We start from the raw sequence: 16,818 nt of genomic DNA, 5'->3' as shown, positions 1-16,818 counted from the left end.
CCTGTTGATGCAGAGTGTCATTCCGGAACGCATGGTCCCGGAACGTGAACCAGGACGCAATTAAGCGGAAAGACGCTTGCGGCCCTTGGTGCGACGGTTCGCAATCACCTTGCGGCCACCGACGGTTTCCATGCGGGAACGAAAGCCGTGACGGCGCTTGCGGACCAGCTTCGAGGGTTGATACGTGCGCTTCACGACGGCACTCCCAGATTGACTATGACAGGTTACGGATGAATATCAGGGGCACAGGCAATTCACATGCACATCCCCAAGGCGGGCCTTATACTGCCCGTTATTCCCAGCGTCAATGCGCAACGCACGACGCACGCATCGGGCATTGCCCCGTGACCGCCACACCACAGCATGGAACCATGATGCCCGATACGCCAGACACCACGCCCGCCTCCCCCGATATTGCCGCGCTGCGCAGGCAGCTGCACGATATCCGTGGCATCCTGTCGCCCGCCATGATGAAGGCGGACCAGCTTGCCACCCATCCGGACGAGAAGGTGCGCGCTGGCGCGGAACTCATCATAAAAGCCATAGAGGCCACGGTCGACAGGCTGGATGACATGCGCCGCACCTGCCTGCCCGCGCCCCGGGGAAAATGAGTGGACGGTGGCGTCTAGCGCCGTTCGATCAGTTCGATCTTGTAGCCATCGGGATCCTCGACGAACGCGATGACGGTGGTGCCGAACTTGACCGGCCCCGCCTCCCGCGTGACCTTGCCCCCGCCGGCCCGGACGGTTTCCACGACAGCCGCGACGTCTTCCACTCCGACAGCGAAGTGACCGAATCCGGTGCCGACCTCGTATCCGTCATCCTTGCCCCAGTTATAGGTCAGCTCGATTTCGGCCTGACCCGCCGCATTGTCCGCATACCCGATGAAGACAAGGGTATATTTGCCCTCGGGGACTTCCCGGCGGCGAAGTTCGTGCATGCCCAGCAGTTTGTAGAACGCAATGCTGGCGTCCAGATTACGGACGCGGACCATTGTGTGCAGATAGGTGCCCATGACGTTTCTCTCCTTTTTTATGGATGGGATTCCTCCGTCCCGTCCGCCGTGATTCCCACCAGAAAGACGCCTGCCTCGTCCGCCTGCGCGATGCAGCCTTCCGGGTCGGTCATCAGGGTGGCCCCGGCTTCGAACGCGATGCCACGCAGGCCCGCGCGAACGACACGACGGATGGTTTCCGGCCCGATGGTCGGCAGGTCGGCGCGCCGTTCCTGCCCGGGCTTCATCATCTTGACCAGAACCCCGCCGGGACGACCATCCTGACGGTATCGCCCGACGCGTTCAAGCATCTCGTCCGTGCCCTCGATCGCCTCGACCCCAAGGACAAGCCCGTCCTGCACCACGCAGCCCTGACCGATATCAAGCGCGCCCAGCGCATGGACCACGCGACGCCCCCGCGCGATATCCGACAGCGCGACCCGGTCGGGATGGATACGTCCCATAACCCCGCGCCGCCCGACCGAGGCATGAAGGTATTCATGCGCGCCACGCACGACGAATCCCTCTTCACCCAGCACGCGGACAATCGCGCCCAGCAGCCCGTCATCGCCTGAAAACAGGGCGCGGCCAACCCGTGCGAGAATCCGCGCCCCGACGGCATCGGGACGCAGCGTGGCAAAGGAAGGACGGCGGACCGGCCCGATCAGGACCAGTTCACGGCACCCGTGCTGGCGAAGGGTCGCAAGGATATCCCCTGCCGCGGCCAGACGGATGAAACGATGGGGCCATGGCCCGATGACGTCGGGGTCGGCGAATCCCTCGAATCCAATGATGAAAACACTGCCGCCCGCGGCAGTGATGGAACGCGCCACCTGCGCGGGAAGCGGACCGCCCCCGGCAAGGATACCTATGCAGGGCGGGGAGGCACGGGAATGGGACGGCGGCTGATCCGTGACGGGATCAGGCGCCATCGGACTCGATCATTTCAGAGGAGCTTCTCTGCACGCGCACCAGTCCGCGATGCGTCGGCGCGGCGATGAAATCGAGGATTTCCGCCACCCGCGCGTCATCGCCATAATGCACGCGCACATAGGCCAGGCGTTCCTGGAACACGGCGTCGCTGGCATGCGCGGCCTTGGGATACAGTGCGCGGAACGCCAGCCGCATGCGGCGGATGTCGTCAGGGGCCACGCCATTGCGACGCAGCCAGATCCAGTGCAGCCCGACAAGGCGCGCGCGGTTTCCCAGCACGCTGCCATAGGGGATGACGTCGGCTTCCACCCCGCAGACGCCCCCGACCAGGGCGGCATGGCCAATCCGCACGAACTGGTGCAGCGCGGCCGACCCCATGATCCGGGCATTGTCGCCAATCATGACGTGGCCGCCCATGACGACATTGTTGACGATGATGACGCCCTTGCCCAGCGTACAGTCATGCGCCACATGGGAATTCGCCATGATCAGGCAGTTTTCCCCGATACGGGTGATCCCTACCCCCGTGGCGGTCCCGCGATGGATGGTGACGTTTTCGCGGATGATGGTTCCCGCACCCACGACACAGCGGGTGGGCTCGCCCTTGTATTTGAGGTCCTGCGGCTCCATCCCCACCGTGGTGAAGGGATAGCAGACAACCCCCGCGCCGATATGCGTATGCCCGTCGATCACGACATGGGAAATCAGCCGCACACCATCATCGATCACCACATCCGGACCGATGGTGCACCACGGACCGATGGATACGCCCCGGCCAATCCGCGCGCCAGGGGCAACAATGGACGAGGGATGGATTTCAGCGGCGCCCAAAGGTTCCGCATCCCTCGTCGCGCCGGTAGATGCGCTCTGTGCCAGAACAGCCTCCATTTCGACGGCCTCCCGGCAGACAGCCGCCGGAGATAAAGCCTTGAACACAACGCCGCATGCCCCCTGCGGGTGCTGCCGGCGCCGGTCGATCATTTCCGTTGCGCGGGACGGGCCTCAGCCCATGATCATCGCGCTGAACGTGGCTTCGGCAACCGAAACGCCGTCCACCCGCGCGATTCCCTTGAACTTCCACACATTCGCGCGGCTGCGTTCCTTTTCAACGGAAATCCGCAGCTGGTCGCCAGGTCCCACGGGACGGCGGAATTTCGCGCCGTCAATCGTCATGAAATAGACCAGCTTCCCCTCGAACGCCTCACCCAGCGTCAGGACCACAAGGGTCGCCGCCGTCTGGGCCATCGCCTCGATGATAAGCACGCCGGGCATCACGGGCCGCGCGGGGAAATGCCCCTGGAAGTGCGGTTCGTTGACGGACACATTCTTGATGCCGACCGCCGACTGCCCCCGAACGATATCGACCATCCTGTCAATCAGCAGGAAGGGATAACGATGGGGAATCGCCTCCATGATGCGCATGATATCGATTGCCTCGACACTCTGCGGCGCCTGTGCTGTCGGTAATGCCTCTACTTCTTTATCCACGTCGTCCAACCATCTATTCGGCATGGGCGGCAGCTGCGAACTGACTGGGCAGCCATGCCCCCTGCCGGTTGAATGTTCCTTGCCGCGCCCGGGCGCCTAGTCGTCTTTCTCACGACCCCGGTCCTGCGCCGGCTTCTTCGCCAGACGACGCAGGAACGCCACGTTTCGGAAAAACTCCCTGAACGGCATCGCCGGGCTTCCGATGACATCGGCCCCGGCCTCCACATCGGACATGACGCCACATTGTGCGCCGATCCGTGCCTTGTCACCGATCTTGATATGCCCGATCAGCCCGGCCTGCGCCGCGACCGTGACAAAATCACCCAGTTCCGTCGAGCCCGAAATACCGGCCTGGGACACCACGATGCAGCACCGCCCCAGACGCGCATTATGGCCGATCTGCACCAGATTGTCGAGGCGCGAACCCGCGCCGATCAGGGTATCGCGAATCGAACCACGGTCGATGGTCGAATTGGCCCCGACCTCGACCCCGTCCTCCAGGATCACACGGCCAAGCTGCGGCACGGTCTCGAACCCGTCCGGCCCGACGGCAAAGCCGAAGCCCTCCTGCCCGATCCGCACACCCGGCAGCAGCGTCACGCGTTCGCCCAGCAGGGCATGCGACAGGCAGACATGGCTGCCGATACGGCTGCGCGCGCCGATTTCCACGCCATCGCCAACCGTGACATGCGTCCCGATACATACGCCCGCCCCGATGCGCACCCGCGCGCCGATCACGCTGAAGGCGCCGATGGCGGCGGACGGGTCGACCACCGCCCCGTCCCCGACAATCGCGGTGGGATGGATGCCGGGATCGACCGGCGGCGCGGGATAGAAACGCGACGCCACCCGCGCCCATGCGAGATAGGGCGTCTTCGACACCAGCGCGACGGCATGGGCCGGAACCTTGTCCACGAAGGCGGGCGCGACGATCACCGCACCCGCCCCCGTCTTTTCCAGCAATGGAAGATAGCGCCGGTTATCAAGGAAGCTGACCTGCCCGGCCCCTGCGGACTGAAGCGGTGCTATGCCGGAAAAACGCGCCGCGCCATCCAGCGCTGCATCGGATCCCCGAAGCTCGGCCCCGGCGCAACGCGCAAGTTCGGCGGCGTCAAACGGACCGGCCGAGACAAAGAAACGCGTATCGCCCGGCCCGCTCTGCTCCTGCACATGCATGGATCTGTCCAAGTCCCCGACTTTACCGCTTCGCCTTCGCGGCGGCGGCAGCCGGAGCGGCCGGAGCAGCAGCGCCACCCTGTTCGGCGTCGGCGGTGGTGGGCATGGTGCCCGACTTCGCCAGCACTTCCGGATCAACGTTCGCGGCGGGGATGAAGACACTCGGCAGGACCGAGTTCAGCTGCGTCGCGACCTGCTGGGTGATGTCCAGGCTATCCTGACTCAGCGCCACCTGCTCGCGATGCAGGACAAGGTTCATGCTGCGGCTTGCCGCCACCTGGCGGATGATCTGCACCAGCTCACGCTCGATCTGCCCCAGCGAAACCTGGGCCGCTTCCTGAATGATGCGGTTGCGGTTGCGGAAGTTCTTCTGCGCCGCGATCACGCGTTCCTGCAGCTTGCGCTCGTTCGCCTGGATCTGGTCCGACGTCATGCTGCGCGCCTGACCCTGCAGCTTCTGCTGCTCGTCACGCCACGACGCCTGTTCCTTCTGCGCATCGCGGGCCAGTTCGTCACGACGCGCGCCCAGCACGCGTTCCGCCTGCTGCGCCGCGGTGGACAGGCGCATCACGTCAGGAACGCTGATGACGCCGATAACCGGCGCGGGCGGCGGAGAACCCTTGGGCAGGTCGGGGGATGCGGGAATCTGCGGCAGCGGCAGGACCGGCGGCGTCTGGGACTGGGCCTCGTCGCTGTCGGCGGGCGGCGCGGGCAGGGGCACCGGCTGCGGAGCGGGCTGGGCCGCATGGCCGGCCGCGTGCTCCGGTTGCTGCTGGGACGCCTTGGGCACGAACCAGCCGGAATTGTTCTGCGCATGCGCAGCAGATCCGACCAGACTGCCGCACCCGAGCGCAACAGCGGCAGCAAATAGACGAACGCCGGAATAACGCAACATTATCACCTCAGAATTGTTGGCCGAAGCCGAAGCGGAGCAACTGGGTACGGTCATGCTTCTGTTTGATGATCGGCACACCCAGATCAATGTTAATCAGACCAAACGGGCTTTTCCAAGAGAAGCCGACACCGGTACTGACACGCGGGATCAGTGTATCGCCATATACCGGCGTGTATTTGTAACCGTCATTGGGCGAGGTATAGCGATTGCGCACGCGCAGGCCGTCCAGTCCGCCCACATCGACGAAGTACCGCCCCTTGATCCCCATGTCCGCCGCGAACGGCATCGGGAAGTCGACCTGCGCCGACGCCGTGTACAGGAACCGGCCACCCAGGAAATCTTCCTGCGAATGCATGGGATAGGTCACGCCATCGATCGTGCGCGAATGGATACCCATCGAACGCGGTCCCGCGCCACCGTCGAGGAAGCCGCGCAGCGACGTGCCGCCAAGGTAGAAGTTATCGATGATGTCGCTGCGCCCACCGCCCCAGTTGGCGATGTCGCCGGCACCGGCCTTGAATTCGACGGTCCAGTCGTGGTTGCCCATCAGGTTGTCGAGCGGCAGGTAATAGGCCGCGTCGATCTTGCCACGGACATAGCGTTCGTTGCCGCCGATACCCGCGAAATCGCCGCCGATGCGCACGACGTACCCGCTATGTGGCTGCGAGCGGCGATCGCGCGTGTCATAGGTCAGCGTGGTGCTGAGCTGCGACAGCAGCGACCAGCCCGCCTGATCCAGAACATACCACGAAGAATCGGACCAGGTATCGCCAACGTCTCGGTCCGTCAGCGTATAGCTCCACGACTGCGACAGGTGGTTGTTATACGAATACCCCATGCGCAGCGTCATGCCGTACCGGCCTTCGGAGTAGTTCTGGTACGTCATGTAACGGTTCTGGATGCCGTAGATGTCTATGCCGGCCACCAGGTTGCGGTTGAGGAAATACGGATCCGTTACCGAAATATCCGCCTGGTCCTCGTAATACGCTGCCGTACCCGAGAAACCGGCGTCAATGCCCGTTCCCAGCAGGTTATGCTGTTTCAGGCCGATATTGCCCAGCACGCCCGCATCGGTCGAATACCCGCCGCCCAGCGAGAATTCGCCCGTCGGCTTTTCCACCACGTCGGCGGAAATGTTGACCTTGTCGGGCGAGGATCCCGGCGTCTGGTCGATCGAGACGGTCTTGAAGAAGCCCAGATCCTCCAGAATCGCCTTGGAATACTTGCGGTCCATCGGGGTGTACGGATCGCCTTCGGACATGGGCAACTGCCGGCGGATGACCTTGTCCTCCGTGATGGTGTTGCCGTTGATGTCGACGCGCTCGACATACATGCGCGGGCCTTCGCTGACATCGAACAGAAGGTTGACCGTCCGCTTTTCCGGGTTACGCGCGATTTCGGGGTGGACCATCGCGAACGGATACCCCTTCGCCTGCAGGATTTCCTGCATCGCCGTCGCGTTATGCTGGATCGCGCTGCCGTCATACCACTGGTTGTGGAACAGCGAGATGTACTTGTGCAGGGACGCCGCGCTGACGTGCCGCAGCGAGGAACGGATGTCCATCTTGTTCAGGCGGTACCGCGGTCCCTCTTCCATCGTATAGGTGATGTAGAACGTCTTGCGGTCGGGCGAGAGTTCGCCGGTCGCGTTCTTGACCTGAAAATCGACAAAACCGTTCTTCAGATAAAACCGGTGCAGCAGTTCCGCGTCATACTTTATGCGTTCGGGGTTGTACTGATCGCTGGAAGAGAAAAAGCGGTACCATGCCGTTTCCTTCGAGGACACGATCCCGGCAAGCCGCGTGCTGGTGAAGGTACGGTTCCCCACGAAGGTCACCTTGCGGATCAGCGTCTTCTGGCCCTCGTTGATGCGGAAGATGACATCGACGCGGTTATGGGCCAGCCGGATGACCTGTGGCGTGACGGTCGCGGCGTATCGCGCCTTTTCCGCATAGACGCCCAGTATCTTCTGCCGGTCGGCAGCAATCGTCTTGGCGGAAAACACCGCGCGCGGACGCAGCGATATGACCTTCGTGAGGTCTTCGTCCTTGGCGGTATGGTTCCCCTCGAACACGATCCGGTTGACGATGGGGTTTTCAACGACATGCACGACAAGCACGTTGCCCGAACGCTGCATGCTCACGTCCTTGAACAGGCCGGTGGCATAAAGCGTCTTGAGCGAACGGTCGAGGAGGTCCTGGTCAAAGCGGTCGCCGGGCTGCACCACCATGTAGGACAGGACCGTGCTGGTCTCGATACGGTCGTTACCCTTGATGTCCACCGCCTCGATCGGGTCGGCCAGCGGCGGTGGCTTGATCGCTTCGACTTCGGGCTGCTGCTCCGGCATCATTTCCGGCGAGGGCGCCATACCGGTGGCCGGGGGAGCATCCGGGGCAGCTTCCTGCCCTGCGTCCTGAGCGCGGGCTCCTGCCGTCCAGAACAGCGGCACAACACAAACGGATGCAAGCAGCGCTGAACGTTTACTCGACAAAATCGGCATTCCTCACCATTCGGTAGGCGGACTGGCCCCACTGCCAGCCATGCGGAGAAGTGATCTCCGTGCTGTCATGCATTATCCGCATGGGCGGACGTATCCGATATCGCCCCTGTCGTGCAAGCACTTGTCTCATGCTGCCATTCTTACGTCATCCGACATGTGACGCCAGCCATTGAAACAGGCCGAAATGCGAAAGATCGTTAAATGTCGAAAATAAAAACAGACTGGCGATCAGCGCGAATCCCGCCTGGAAGCTGACCTGCTGGACCCGGCGCGACACCGGACGGCCCATTATTCCTTCGAGGATATAGAACATCAGCCGCCCCCCATCGAGAATCGGTATGGGAAACAGGTTTATCAGGCCCAGATTAATCGACAATAGCGCCATGAACGAAACGATACTGGACACGCCATATTGCGCCACCTGTCCGGACATCTGCGCGATGCGCAGCGGACCACCCAGATCCTTCGTGCTATGCTGTCCCGTCAGCATCTGCCACAGCCCCGCAAGGGTCTGGACCGAAACGTTCCATGTCTCCTTCACGGCGGAGACGAAGGCATGCGGCAGGGACTGCGGCGCGCCCATTTCCGCAAGGAAGGAAACCCCGAGCTGCCCATGCGGCGCCTGCCCCTTGGCGCCGGCCACGCTACCGACCGTCAGGGGCATGGTCAGGTCCCTGCCATCGCGACGCACCGTGACATCGATATGCGCACCGGGTTCGGCAGCCACCCGCGCCTGCAGGTCCGCCACGTCGGAAATGGGATGATCGCCCAGCCGCACGATGGCGTCATGCGGGACGATGCCCGCGACTGCCGCGGCGCTGTTGGGCATGACATCGGCCACGACATTGCGGATGTGCGGCTGCCCCGCAAAGGCGAACAGACCGGTGAACAGGATGATCGCCAGCAGGAAATTGAAAACCGGCCCCGCGACGATCACGATCGCCCGTGACAGCACGGGCTTGTCATGGAACGTCCGGCCCGGCTGCCATGCCGCCATCTGTTCCGGGGTCGCGTCTTCCGGCCCCTCGAACCCGTGCGGCTTGACATAACCGCCCAGGGGAACGGGACACAGCCGCCATTCCGTGCCGACGCTGTCGTGCCAGCGCAGGAGCGGCTTGCCAAAACCGATGGAGAACACCTCCACATGCACGCCCCGCCAGCGCGCGGCCAGGTAATGGCCAAGTTCGTGGATGAAAACCAGCACACCCAGAACCAGGGCGAACGCCAGCACGGTCCGCAGCAGATCATGCATGATGATTATGTATTCCCCTGATGATCACGCGCGGTCGTCCTCCTGCCCGGCCGGGCCTTACGCGGCCCGGGCGGTTATCCGGGCCAGAGCAAGGCGTCGCGCCTCCCGGTCCCAGTGCAGGACCTGCTCCAGCGTATCCGCGCTCTGGTTCCCCAGTGATTGCATCACATCCTCGACAACCCGCGCAATATCCCGGAAGCCGATTTCGCGATTCAGGAAGGCCTCCACCGCGATTTCATTGGCGCCGGACAGGATCGTGGAGGCCGCCCCGCCCGCGCGCAGCGATTCCCGCGCCAGGCGCAACGCGGGGAAACGTTCCTCATCCGGGGCCTCGAAATCCAGCCGCGACAGCGCGGCAAGGTCAAGGCGCGGCGAATTGGTCGCCATCCGCCTGGGCCAGGCCAGGGTGTGGGCGATGGGAATGCGCATGTCGGCGGAACCAAGCTGCGCTATGATGCTGCCATCGGTGTACTGCACCATGCTGTGCACCACGGACTGGGGATGGATGATGACATCGATCCGGTCTTCCGTCATGTCGAACAGGCGCGCCGCCTCGATCAGTTCCAGCCCCTTGTTGAACATCGTGGCGGAATCAATGGTGATCTTGGCGCCCATGCTCCATGTCGGGTGTTTCAGCGCGGCTTCCAGCGGGGCATTTTCCATCTCCTCGATGGTGGCGCGGCGGAACGGGCCGCCTGACGCGGTCAGCACGATCTTTTCAACCTGATCGACCTGCCCGTCGGCCATCGACTGGAAAATGGCGTTATGTTCCGAATCGACCGGCAGCAGCGTCGCGCCCGCATCGCGCACCGCGCGCAGCATGACATCGCCGGCACAGACCAGCGCTTCCTTGTTCGCCAGCGCCACGGCACGCCCGTTGCGGACCGCAGCCAGGGTGGGTTCCAGCCCGATGGCCCCGGTAATCGCCGCCATGGTCCAGTCGACAGGCACGCCCGCCGCCCGGATCACCGCCTCGCGCCCGCCGGAAACGCGTGTGTCCGTTCCCGCCAGCAGGGTTTCCAGTTCCCCCACCAGGGATTCGTCGGCAATGACCGCATATTCCGCGTCCAGGGCGCGCGCCTGCTCCGCCAGGCGGGCAACATTGCGCCCCCCCACCAGGGCCACGACACGGAACCGCTCCGGCGCCTGCAACAGCAGATCCACAGTGGAACAGCCGATACTGCCGGTACTGCCCAGAACGGAAACTGTCTTCATCCTACCGATTTCCCCAATTTGCTTTTCATCTCGACCGTCCTTGCGGTCAGTGCAGGCCGACATACCAGAAAGCAGCGCCCGCCGCTGCCCCCAGTGAAATCAGTGCCGCCAGGGGCGCCGCCACCAGCAGGCCGTCAAAACGGTCCAGAAGCCCCCCGTGACCCGGGATCAGCGCCCCCGAATCCTTGACGCCGCGCGCCCGCTTGAGCGCACTTTCGGCCAGGTCGCCCGCCTGCGCCGCAATCGCCATCACCCCGCCCATCATGGCGCCACGCCATGCACAGCCGGGCAGCGCGTCAGGCAGCAGGGCAGCGATCACGGCCCCGCCCGCCACCGCGCACAGCAGGCCGCCACATGATCCCGACCATGTCTTGGCCGGTGAAATGCGCGGCGCCAGCTTCGGGCCGCCCACGGCGCGGCCGGTCAGGTAGGCGCCCGTATCGCTCAGCGCGACGCAGGCCACGACAAACAGCACGACACCCGCGCCGGGATGGGTCATGAAACGCAGCCACAGCAGGGAAACACCCGCACACCCGACCGCGACCTGCCCCGCCCACAGCGCGGGACCGAACACGAACGCCACGCCCATCACCAGAAAGGCGCCGCCCCACTGCCCCGTCAGGGCGCAGGCCGCACACGCCAGCGGCCAGAGCAGGTAAAGGATCCCCCGCCAGCTGCGCGCGGACAGGGAAAACAGGCGTCCCCATTCGGACGCCATTCCCACCATCGCCAGCACGATCATCGCGGCATAGGCCACACCACCCGCCCACACGCACAGGGCCGCCAGCGGTATGATTACCGCGGCCGACAGCACGCGCGCGCGCAGGTCCTTCCACCCCCGGCCGGAATTCTTTCCCGGCGGGGTCCGCGTGGCGGAAGAAGGAAACGGGACCACGGTTGGCGTGGGATCAGACCGGTCTTGCACCGAAGCGCCTTTCGCGCCGGGAAAAGATTTCAAGCACGGCATTGAAATGCCCCGCGTCGAAATCAGGCCACGGCGTCTCTATGAATATCAGTTCGGCATAGGCCGACTGCCACAACAGGAAATTGGACAGGCGGCTTTCACCGCTGGTCCGCACCACGATATCAGGGTCAGGCATGTCCGCCGTCATCAGGAAGCCGCCAAAGACGTCCTCATCGACCTGATCGACCGCCAGCGTCCCGTTGCCGATATCCGCCGCCATCCGCAGGGCCGCCTGCACGATATCGGCCCGCCCGCCATAGGACAGCGCAAGGACCACCGTCAGGACCGTATTGGACGCGGTTTCAAGCTCCGCGCGGCGGGCTTCGGCCCGGACGTCGGGGGCAAAGCGCGACAGGTCGCCAATGATGCGGATGCGCACGCCCTTCGCCGCCAGTTCCGCGACCTTGTAGCGCAGGTAATAACGCAGGAGGCTGGTCAGGTCGGCCACCTCCTGCGGGGTGCGCCGCCAGTTTTCCGAGGAAAAGGCGTAAAGCGTCAGCCATTTCACGCCCGCCGCGACAGCCGCGCGGATGCAGCGCTGCACCGCCTCCGCCCCGGCGCGGTGGCCGGCAAGCAGCGGCAGCCCGCGCGCCGTGGCCCACCGCCCGTTGCCATCCATGATGATCGCCACATGGACCGGCACGCCCCCGGCTCGTCGTTCCCCGACAACTGGGTACATGCGGGGTTCAGACCTGCTTGATCTCGCGTTCTTTTTCCGCGAGCAGTTCGTCAACACGCTTCACATACTGGTCCGTCAGCTTCTGGATCGCATCCGACCAGACCTTGACGTCATCCTGGCTGATTTCGCCCTTCTTTTCCTGGCCGCGTGTCTGTTCCATGCCATCGCGCCGCACGCCGCGCACCGCGATCTTGCCATTTTCGGCGTACTTGCCCGCCGCGCGCGCCAGTTCGTTGCGGCGTTCCTCGGTCAGCTGGGGGATGGGCACGCGCACGGTCTGGCCATCCGCCGCCGGATTCAGGCCCAGCCCGCTGTCGCGGATGGCACGTTCGACCGCACCGACCAGCGAACGGTCCCATACCTGCACCGTCAGCATCCGTGCCTCCGGCACCGCGATGGAACCTACCTGCGTCAACGGCACCTCGCCGCCATATGCCTCAACGCGTACCGGCTCCAGCAGGGCCGGGCTGGCGCGGCCCGAACGCAGGCCGGCAAAATCACGACGCAGGCTTTCCAGCGCCCCCTCCATGCGGCGGGTTACATCCGCCAGCAAACTTTTCTGATCGACAGACACCTTGGCCCTCCCAACATTCCTGAGACGGCCGTATCCGACCGCCATGCGACTCCTTAGCGCGGGGCTTGGACCTCAGTCCGAGGCCACGATGGTGGTAAAGCGTCCCTCACCCCGCATAACGCGCGAAAACGCGTCTTTTTCATGGATATTGAACACCACGATCGGCAACCTGTTCTCGCGCGCCAGGCTGATGGCGGCCGCGTCCATGACATTGAGGTCATTGGCCAGCACATCACGATAGGTCAGCGTATCGTAGCGACGCGCGTCAGGCACCTTGCGCGGGTCGGCGGAATAGACGCCATCGACCTGCGTTCCCTTGAACAGGGCGCTGCATTCCATTTCCGCCGCCCGCAGCGCGGCCCCCGTATCGGTGGTAAAGAACGGGTTGCCGGTACCGGCGGCGAAAATCACCACGCGTCCCTTTTCCATATGCCGCACGGCGCGGCGACGGATATAGGGTTCCGCGATCGAGGACATCTGGATCGCCGTCATCACGCGGGTCGGGATTCCCTGGCGTTCCAGCGAATTCTGCATCAGCAGGGCATTGATGACCGTAGCCAGCATCCCGGCGTAATCGCCCTGGGCACGGTCCATGCCGCGCGCCGCGGCCGCGACGCCGCGAAAGATGTTGCCCCCCCCGACAACCAGACACACCTCAACACCCGTGCGCGCGACGGCGGCCACGTCGGCCGCGATGCCATCGACGGTCGCGGGATCGATCCCATAGGACCCGGCGCCCATCAGGGCCTCGCCCGAAACCTTCAGCAGGACCCGGCGATAGGTGGAGGGTTTGTCTGGGGCATGATCTGTTAGCGGATTTGTCATTGGCCCTCGAACACAGCAGGAATAAAGACACAGCCGCAGACCGCCGCCCGCCAGTGACCGCGCGCCCACGCAGCACATGTCATATAGGGGGTTCGCCCCCCTCACAAGCACACGATGTTGATAATACGGCGATGGGATCGCGGCCCGCGCCGCGCCCGCGCCACGTGGGCCGTCGCCGGCGCGGGGGACGAATCCTCAGGAAGCGTCGTCCAGCCCGATGGCCCGCAGGCGGGCACGCTCCTCGTCCCAGCCGGAACGTTCCTTCACATTCAGGAACAGGTGGCACGGACGTTCCAGCAGGCGCGACAGCTCCAGACGCGCGCGTTCCCCGATGCTGCGAATCCGCGAACCGCGTTCCCCGATCAGGATCGCCTTGTGCGATGCCCGCGCCACATAGATCGTCACCTCGATCCGCACGGACCCGTCGGGACGTTCCTGAAAGCTTTCCGTCTCCGCCGTGGCGGAATAGGGCACTTCCTCATGCGTCTGCAGGAAAATCTGCTCACGCACCAGTTCGGCGGCCAGCAACCGGTCGGGCAGGTCCGTCAGATCGTCCTCGGGGTACAGGTACGGCCCCGCGGGCAGTTCCGCCGCGATACGGTCCAGCAGGTCCTCGACCCCCTGCCCCGAGCGCGCGCTGATCATGAAGACATGTTCGACCGGCAGCAGGCCCGACAGTTCCGCCGTCAGCGGCAGCAGCACCTCGCGCCGCACGAGGTCGGTCTTGTTCAGCACCAGCCACACCCGGCGCTTGCGCTGCGCCAGTTCCGCGATGATTTCACGCACCGAATCCGTCAGGCCCGCGCGCGCATCGACGATCAGCAGCGTGATGTCCGCGTCCTCCGCCCCGGTCCACGCGGCCGCGACCATCGCGCGGTCCAGCATCCGGCGCGGGCGGAAGATGCCCGGCGTGTCCACCAGCAGGATCTGCGCATGATGACGCATCAGGATCCCCAGCACCCTGAAACGCGTCGTCTGCGCCTTGGGGCTGACGATCGACAGCTTGGTGCCCGCCATGCGGTTCAGCAGCGTGGACTTGCCCGCGTTGGGCGCACCCACGATGGCGACGAAACCACAGCGGGTCGTCATGTCTTCATGTTCCGGCATTTTTCATTCCCACGGCCGCGACAGCCGCCCCGATTGTTCCGATTCCGTGCCCGTCGCGCCAATCGCCGTCCGGCAACCTGTCACCTGGCAATCAGCCGTCAGCCAGCCGTCAGCCAAACTGGCTGAGCAGCCGGGCCGCCGCCTCGCTTTCGGCCGCGCGCTTGCTTCCGGCGACGCCTTCGCCGCGCCGTCCCGATGCCTCCACCGAAATCACGAAACGGGGCGCATGCGACGGCCCGTCGGTGGACACCACCTTGTATACCGGCAGCGGCAGCCCGCGTGCCAGCACCCATTCCTGCAACGCCGTCTTGGGATCCTTGGGCGGCCGGGCCTGCGCCACGATGGCGTCATTCCATGCCCGCCGCACAAAGGCGCGGGCGGGTTCAAGGCCACCGTCGAGGTAGATCGCCCCCAGGATGGCCTCCACCGCGTCCGCCAGCACGTTGGCCATCTGCCGCACGCCGGCGCGGGCTTCATGCTCCGCCACGTCAAGGGCGGATGGCAGGGCCATTTCCTCGGCGATCTGCGCCAGCACCGTGCGCGACACCAGATGCGCGTGACGCGGACCCAGCGCGCCTTCCTGCTCGTCGGGGAAGCGTTCGAGCAGCCATTCCGCCATCAGCAGACCCAGCACGCGGTCGCCAATGAACTCCAGCCGTTCGTTGGATCCCGCGCCACGGCGCGCCACCGACTGGCGCGTGCGCCGCCCGCCCGCGCTGCTGCGCTGGTGTGCCGCGGAACGATGCGTCAGCGCCTCGCGCAGCAGCGCGGGATTACGGAAGGAATAGCCGACATAGGCCTCGATCCGTTCGGATTCAGGGGCCGCGCTGCCGGATGCGGCATTACCGGGGACCTGCATGATCAGTGCACTCCCATGAACAGGCGCCCCCAGCGGATTTCCGTGGGCCAGCGCCAGAATTCCCATGTCGGATACTGCGAGTCCACGGACAGGAATATCCACTTGGCCTGCCCGATCAGGTTTTCCATCGGCACGAAGCCAAGGTCCTGCGGCGCGTCGCCCATGAACCGGCTGTCCGCGCTGTCATCGCGGTTGTCGCCCATGACGAAGAAATATCCCGGCGGCACGACGTATTCGGGGGTGTCGTTCTTGTCCCCCTCGTCCGTCAGCTTCAGGATGTCATGCGCCACGGACGGGCGACCCGCGCTTCCCGGCAGGTCCTCGCGATAACGTTCGCCCTCCATGCGGGTATGATGTTCGTCGATGGCGACATACTCGCCCTCGGGCGTGCGGGGCACGAGTTCCCCGTTCAGGTAAAGCTGCCCCTCGCGCATCTGGATGCGATCGCCCGGCAGGCCGACGACCCGCTTGATGTAGTCAATCGACGTATCCTTGGTAAAGCGGAAGACGGCAACGTCGCCACGATGCGGCTCGCTGCCGAAAATACGGCCGCTGAACAGGTTGGGCGACAGCGGCAGGGAGAAATGCGAATAGCCGTAGCTGTATTTGGCGACCCATACGTAATCCCCCACCTGCAGGGTCGGGATCATGGAGCCGGACGGGATGTTGAAGGGTTCGAACAGGGCCGTGCGGACGAAAATCGCGATCGCGCCGGCCACCACGACCGTGCGCAGAAGTTCCAGCATGCCGCGCGTTCCCGTGGCCGGGGCGGTCGTCAGGGTAGATGGCGTATGGGGATCATCGCTCGACATGTTATCCATAAATCCGGCTTCGTGCTCGACCGGGCGCAGTAATGGACCGGACGCATATTCTGGCGATCAAGCCCACGGGGCCACCCCCTGTCAAGCATGGTCGGCCATGCGCGCGGGTCTGAATGGATCAGGCCGGCGGCGCTTCATCCGCCACGATGGTGACCTGGGCAAAGGCATAGGGGTATTCATCCGTCATCGTCACCATGATGCGCGGGCGGTATCCCGCCGGCACGATTTCATGCAGGCGCAGGCGCGCGCCACCCGACAGGACCATGACCGGCTGCCCCCCCGGCAGGTTTTCCACCCCAAGGTCGCGATGATGCACGCCGCGCGCGAATCCCGTGCCCAGCGCCTTGGCGCAGGCTTCCTTCGCGGCCCAGCGCTTGGCATAGGTCCCCAGCCGTGCCTGTCCTGAACGCCTGTCGGCCGCCTGACGTTCCCGCGTGGTAAAGACGCGGGCCTCGAACCGGGGGCCATGGCGTTGCAGGACGCGCTCGATCCGGCGGATATCGCACAGGTCGGACCCGATCCCGATAATCATGCAA

19 protein-coding genes are annotated in these 16,818 nt (G+C 64.7%); 1 reads left to right on the top strand and 18 read right to left on the bottom strand.

Annotation, left to right across the window (positions count from 1 at the left end):
* Positions 1–60: 60 nt before the first annotated feature.
* Positions 61–195, bottom strand: coding sequence for a 50S ribosomal protein L34 (gene rpmH / locus CFR71_RS03220; RefSeq protein ID WP_003618086.1), 135 nt, complete (start codon positions 193–195; stop codon positions 61–63).
* A gap of 149 nt (positions 196–344) precedes the next feature.
* Here rpmH and CFR71_RS03215 point away from each other — a divergent pair, with 149 nt between their 5' ends.
* Positions 345–611 (top strand): hypothetical protein, encoded by a 267-nt coding sequence (locus CFR71_RS03215; RefSeq protein WP_239019230.1) that lies wholly within the window; start codon positions 345–347, stop codon positions 609–611.
* Positions 612–625: 14 nt separating this feature from the next.
* On the opposite strand, the gene gloA is transcribed toward CFR71_RS03215, so the two are convergent.
* The 17 genes from gloA to acpS all read right to left on the bottom strand — a co-directional run bounded on the left by gloA (position 626) and on the right by acpS (position 16,814).
* On the bottom strand, positions 626–1,015 hold the full coding sequence (gloA, locus tag CFR71_RS03210; protein ID WP_110526915.1) for a lactoylglutathione lyase: 390 nt from the start codon (positions 1,013–1,015) through the stop codon (positions 626–628).
* Positions 1,016–1,032: 17 nt separating this feature from the next.
* A complete protein-coding gene (locus CFR71_RS03205) occupies positions 1,033–1,926 on the bottom strand; it encodes an LpxI family protein (RefSeq protein ID WP_110526913.1) in 894 nt (297 codons plus the stop codon).
* Positions 1,916–2,815, bottom strand: a complete 900-nt coding sequence (lpxA, locus tag CFR71_RS03200; protein WP_110559432.1) for an acyl-ACP--UDP-N-acetylglucosamine O-acyltransferase — start codon at positions 2,813–2,815, stop codon at positions 1,916–1,918. The genes CFR71_RS03205 and lpxA overlap by 11 nt, the downstream gene beginning before the upstream one ends.
* A 114-nt stretch (positions 2,816–2,929) precedes the next feature.
* On the bottom strand, positions 2,930–3,415 hold the full coding sequence (gene fabZ / locus CFR71_RS03195) for a 3-hydroxyacyl-ACP dehydratase FabZ (RefSeq protein ID WP_110527531.1): 486 nt from the start codon (positions 3,413–3,415) through the stop codon (positions 2,930–2,932).
* Between the two features lie 96 nt (positions 3,416–3,511).
* Positions 3,512–4,591 carry a UDP-3-O-(3-hydroxymyristoyl)glucosamine N-acyltransferase gene (lpxD, locus tag CFR71_RS03190; protein WP_110526911.1) on the bottom strand — a complete coding sequence of 360 codons (1,080 nt, stop codon included), beginning with the start codon at positions 4,589–4,591 and terminating at the stop codon, positions 3,512–3,514.
* Positions 4,592–4,613: 22 nt separating this feature from the next.
* Complete coding sequence (locus CFR71_RS03185) at positions 4,614–5,486, bottom strand: OmpH family outer membrane protein (protein ID WP_110526909.1); 873 nt, start codon at positions 5,484–5,486, stop codon at positions 4,614–4,616.
* A gap of 7 nt (positions 5,487–5,493) precedes the next feature.
* The gene (bamA, locus tag CFR71_RS03180; protein WP_165829185.1) at positions 5,494–7,986 is read right to left on the bottom strand and encodes an outer membrane protein assembly factor BamA; all 2,493 of its coding nucleotides are present in this window, start codon (positions 7,984–7,986) and stop codon (positions 5,494–5,496) included.
* Positions 7,987–8,131: 145 nt separating this feature from the next.
* A complete protein-coding gene (gene rseP, locus CFR71_RS03175) occupies positions 8,132–9,238 on the bottom strand; it encodes an RIP metalloprotease RseP (protein ID WP_110526905.1) in 1,107 nt (368 codons plus the stop codon).
* 57 nt (positions 9,239–9,295) lie between these two features.
* Positions 9,296–10,453, bottom strand: coding sequence for a 1-deoxy-D-xylulose-5-phosphate reductoisomerase (gene dxr, locus CFR71_RS03170; protein ID WP_110526903.1), 1,158 nt, complete (start codon positions 10,451–10,453; stop codon positions 9,296–9,298).
* A gap of 46 nt (positions 10,454–10,499) precedes the next feature.
* Positions 10,500–11,378, bottom strand: a complete 879-nt coding sequence (locus CFR71_RS03165; RefSeq protein WP_408891597.1) for a phosphatidate cytidylyltransferase — start codon at positions 11,376–11,378, stop codon at positions 10,500–10,502.
* Positions 11,362–12,096 (bottom strand): polyprenyl diphosphate synthase, encoded by a 735-nt coding sequence (gene uppS / locus CFR71_RS03160; RefSeq protein ID WP_110526899.1) that lies wholly within the window; start codon positions 12,094–12,096, stop codon positions 11,362–11,364. Before uppS ends, CFR71_RS03165 begins: the two co-directional genes overlap by 17 nt.
* 7 nt (positions 12,097–12,103) lie before the next feature.
* Entirely contained in the window at positions 12,104–12,670 is a 567-nt protein-coding gene (frr, locus tag CFR71_RS03155; protein ID WP_110527528.1) for a ribosome recycling factor, read from the bottom strand.
* A 72-nt stretch (positions 12,671–12,742) separates the two neighbouring features.
* Complete coding sequence (pyrH, locus tag CFR71_RS03150; protein ID WP_110526897.1) at positions 12,743–13,495, bottom strand: UMP kinase; 753 nt, start codon at positions 13,493–13,495, stop codon at positions 12,743–12,745.
* 195 nt (positions 13,496–13,690) lie between these two features.
* Positions 13,691–14,602, bottom strand: a complete 912-nt coding sequence (gene era / locus CFR71_RS03145; protein ID WP_110526895.1) for a GTPase Era — start codon at positions 14,600–14,602, stop codon at positions 13,691–13,693.
* Between the two features lie 109 nt (positions 14,603–14,711).
* Positions 14,712–15,461: a ribonuclease III gene (gene rnc / locus CFR71_RS03140; RefSeq protein ID WP_110526893.1), complete on the bottom strand. Its 750-nt coding sequence runs from the start codon at positions 15,459–15,461 to the stop codon at positions 14,712–14,714.
* A gap of 2 nt (positions 15,462–15,463) precedes the next feature.
* Positions 15,464–16,207 carry a signal peptidase I gene (gene lepB, locus CFR71_RS03135; protein WP_408889250.1) on the bottom strand — a complete coding sequence of 248 codons (744 nt, stop codon included), beginning with the start codon at positions 16,205–16,207 and terminating at the stop codon, positions 15,464–15,466.
* 193 nt (positions 16,208–16,400) lie between these two features.
* Entirely contained in the window at positions 16,401–16,814 is a 414-nt protein-coding gene (gene acpS / locus CFR71_RS03130) for a holo-ACP synthase (protein ID WP_110526891.1), read from the bottom strand.
* Between the last annotated feature and the right edge of the window lie 4 nt (positions 16,815–16,818).

The organism is Novacetimonas pomaceti (assembly GCF_003207955.1).
Classification (GTDB): Bacteria; Pseudomonadota; Alphaproteobacteria; order Acetobacterales; family Acetobacteraceae; genus Novacetimonas; species Novacetimonas pomaceti.
This window is presented reverse-complemented; position numbering and strand designations above follow the sequence as displayed.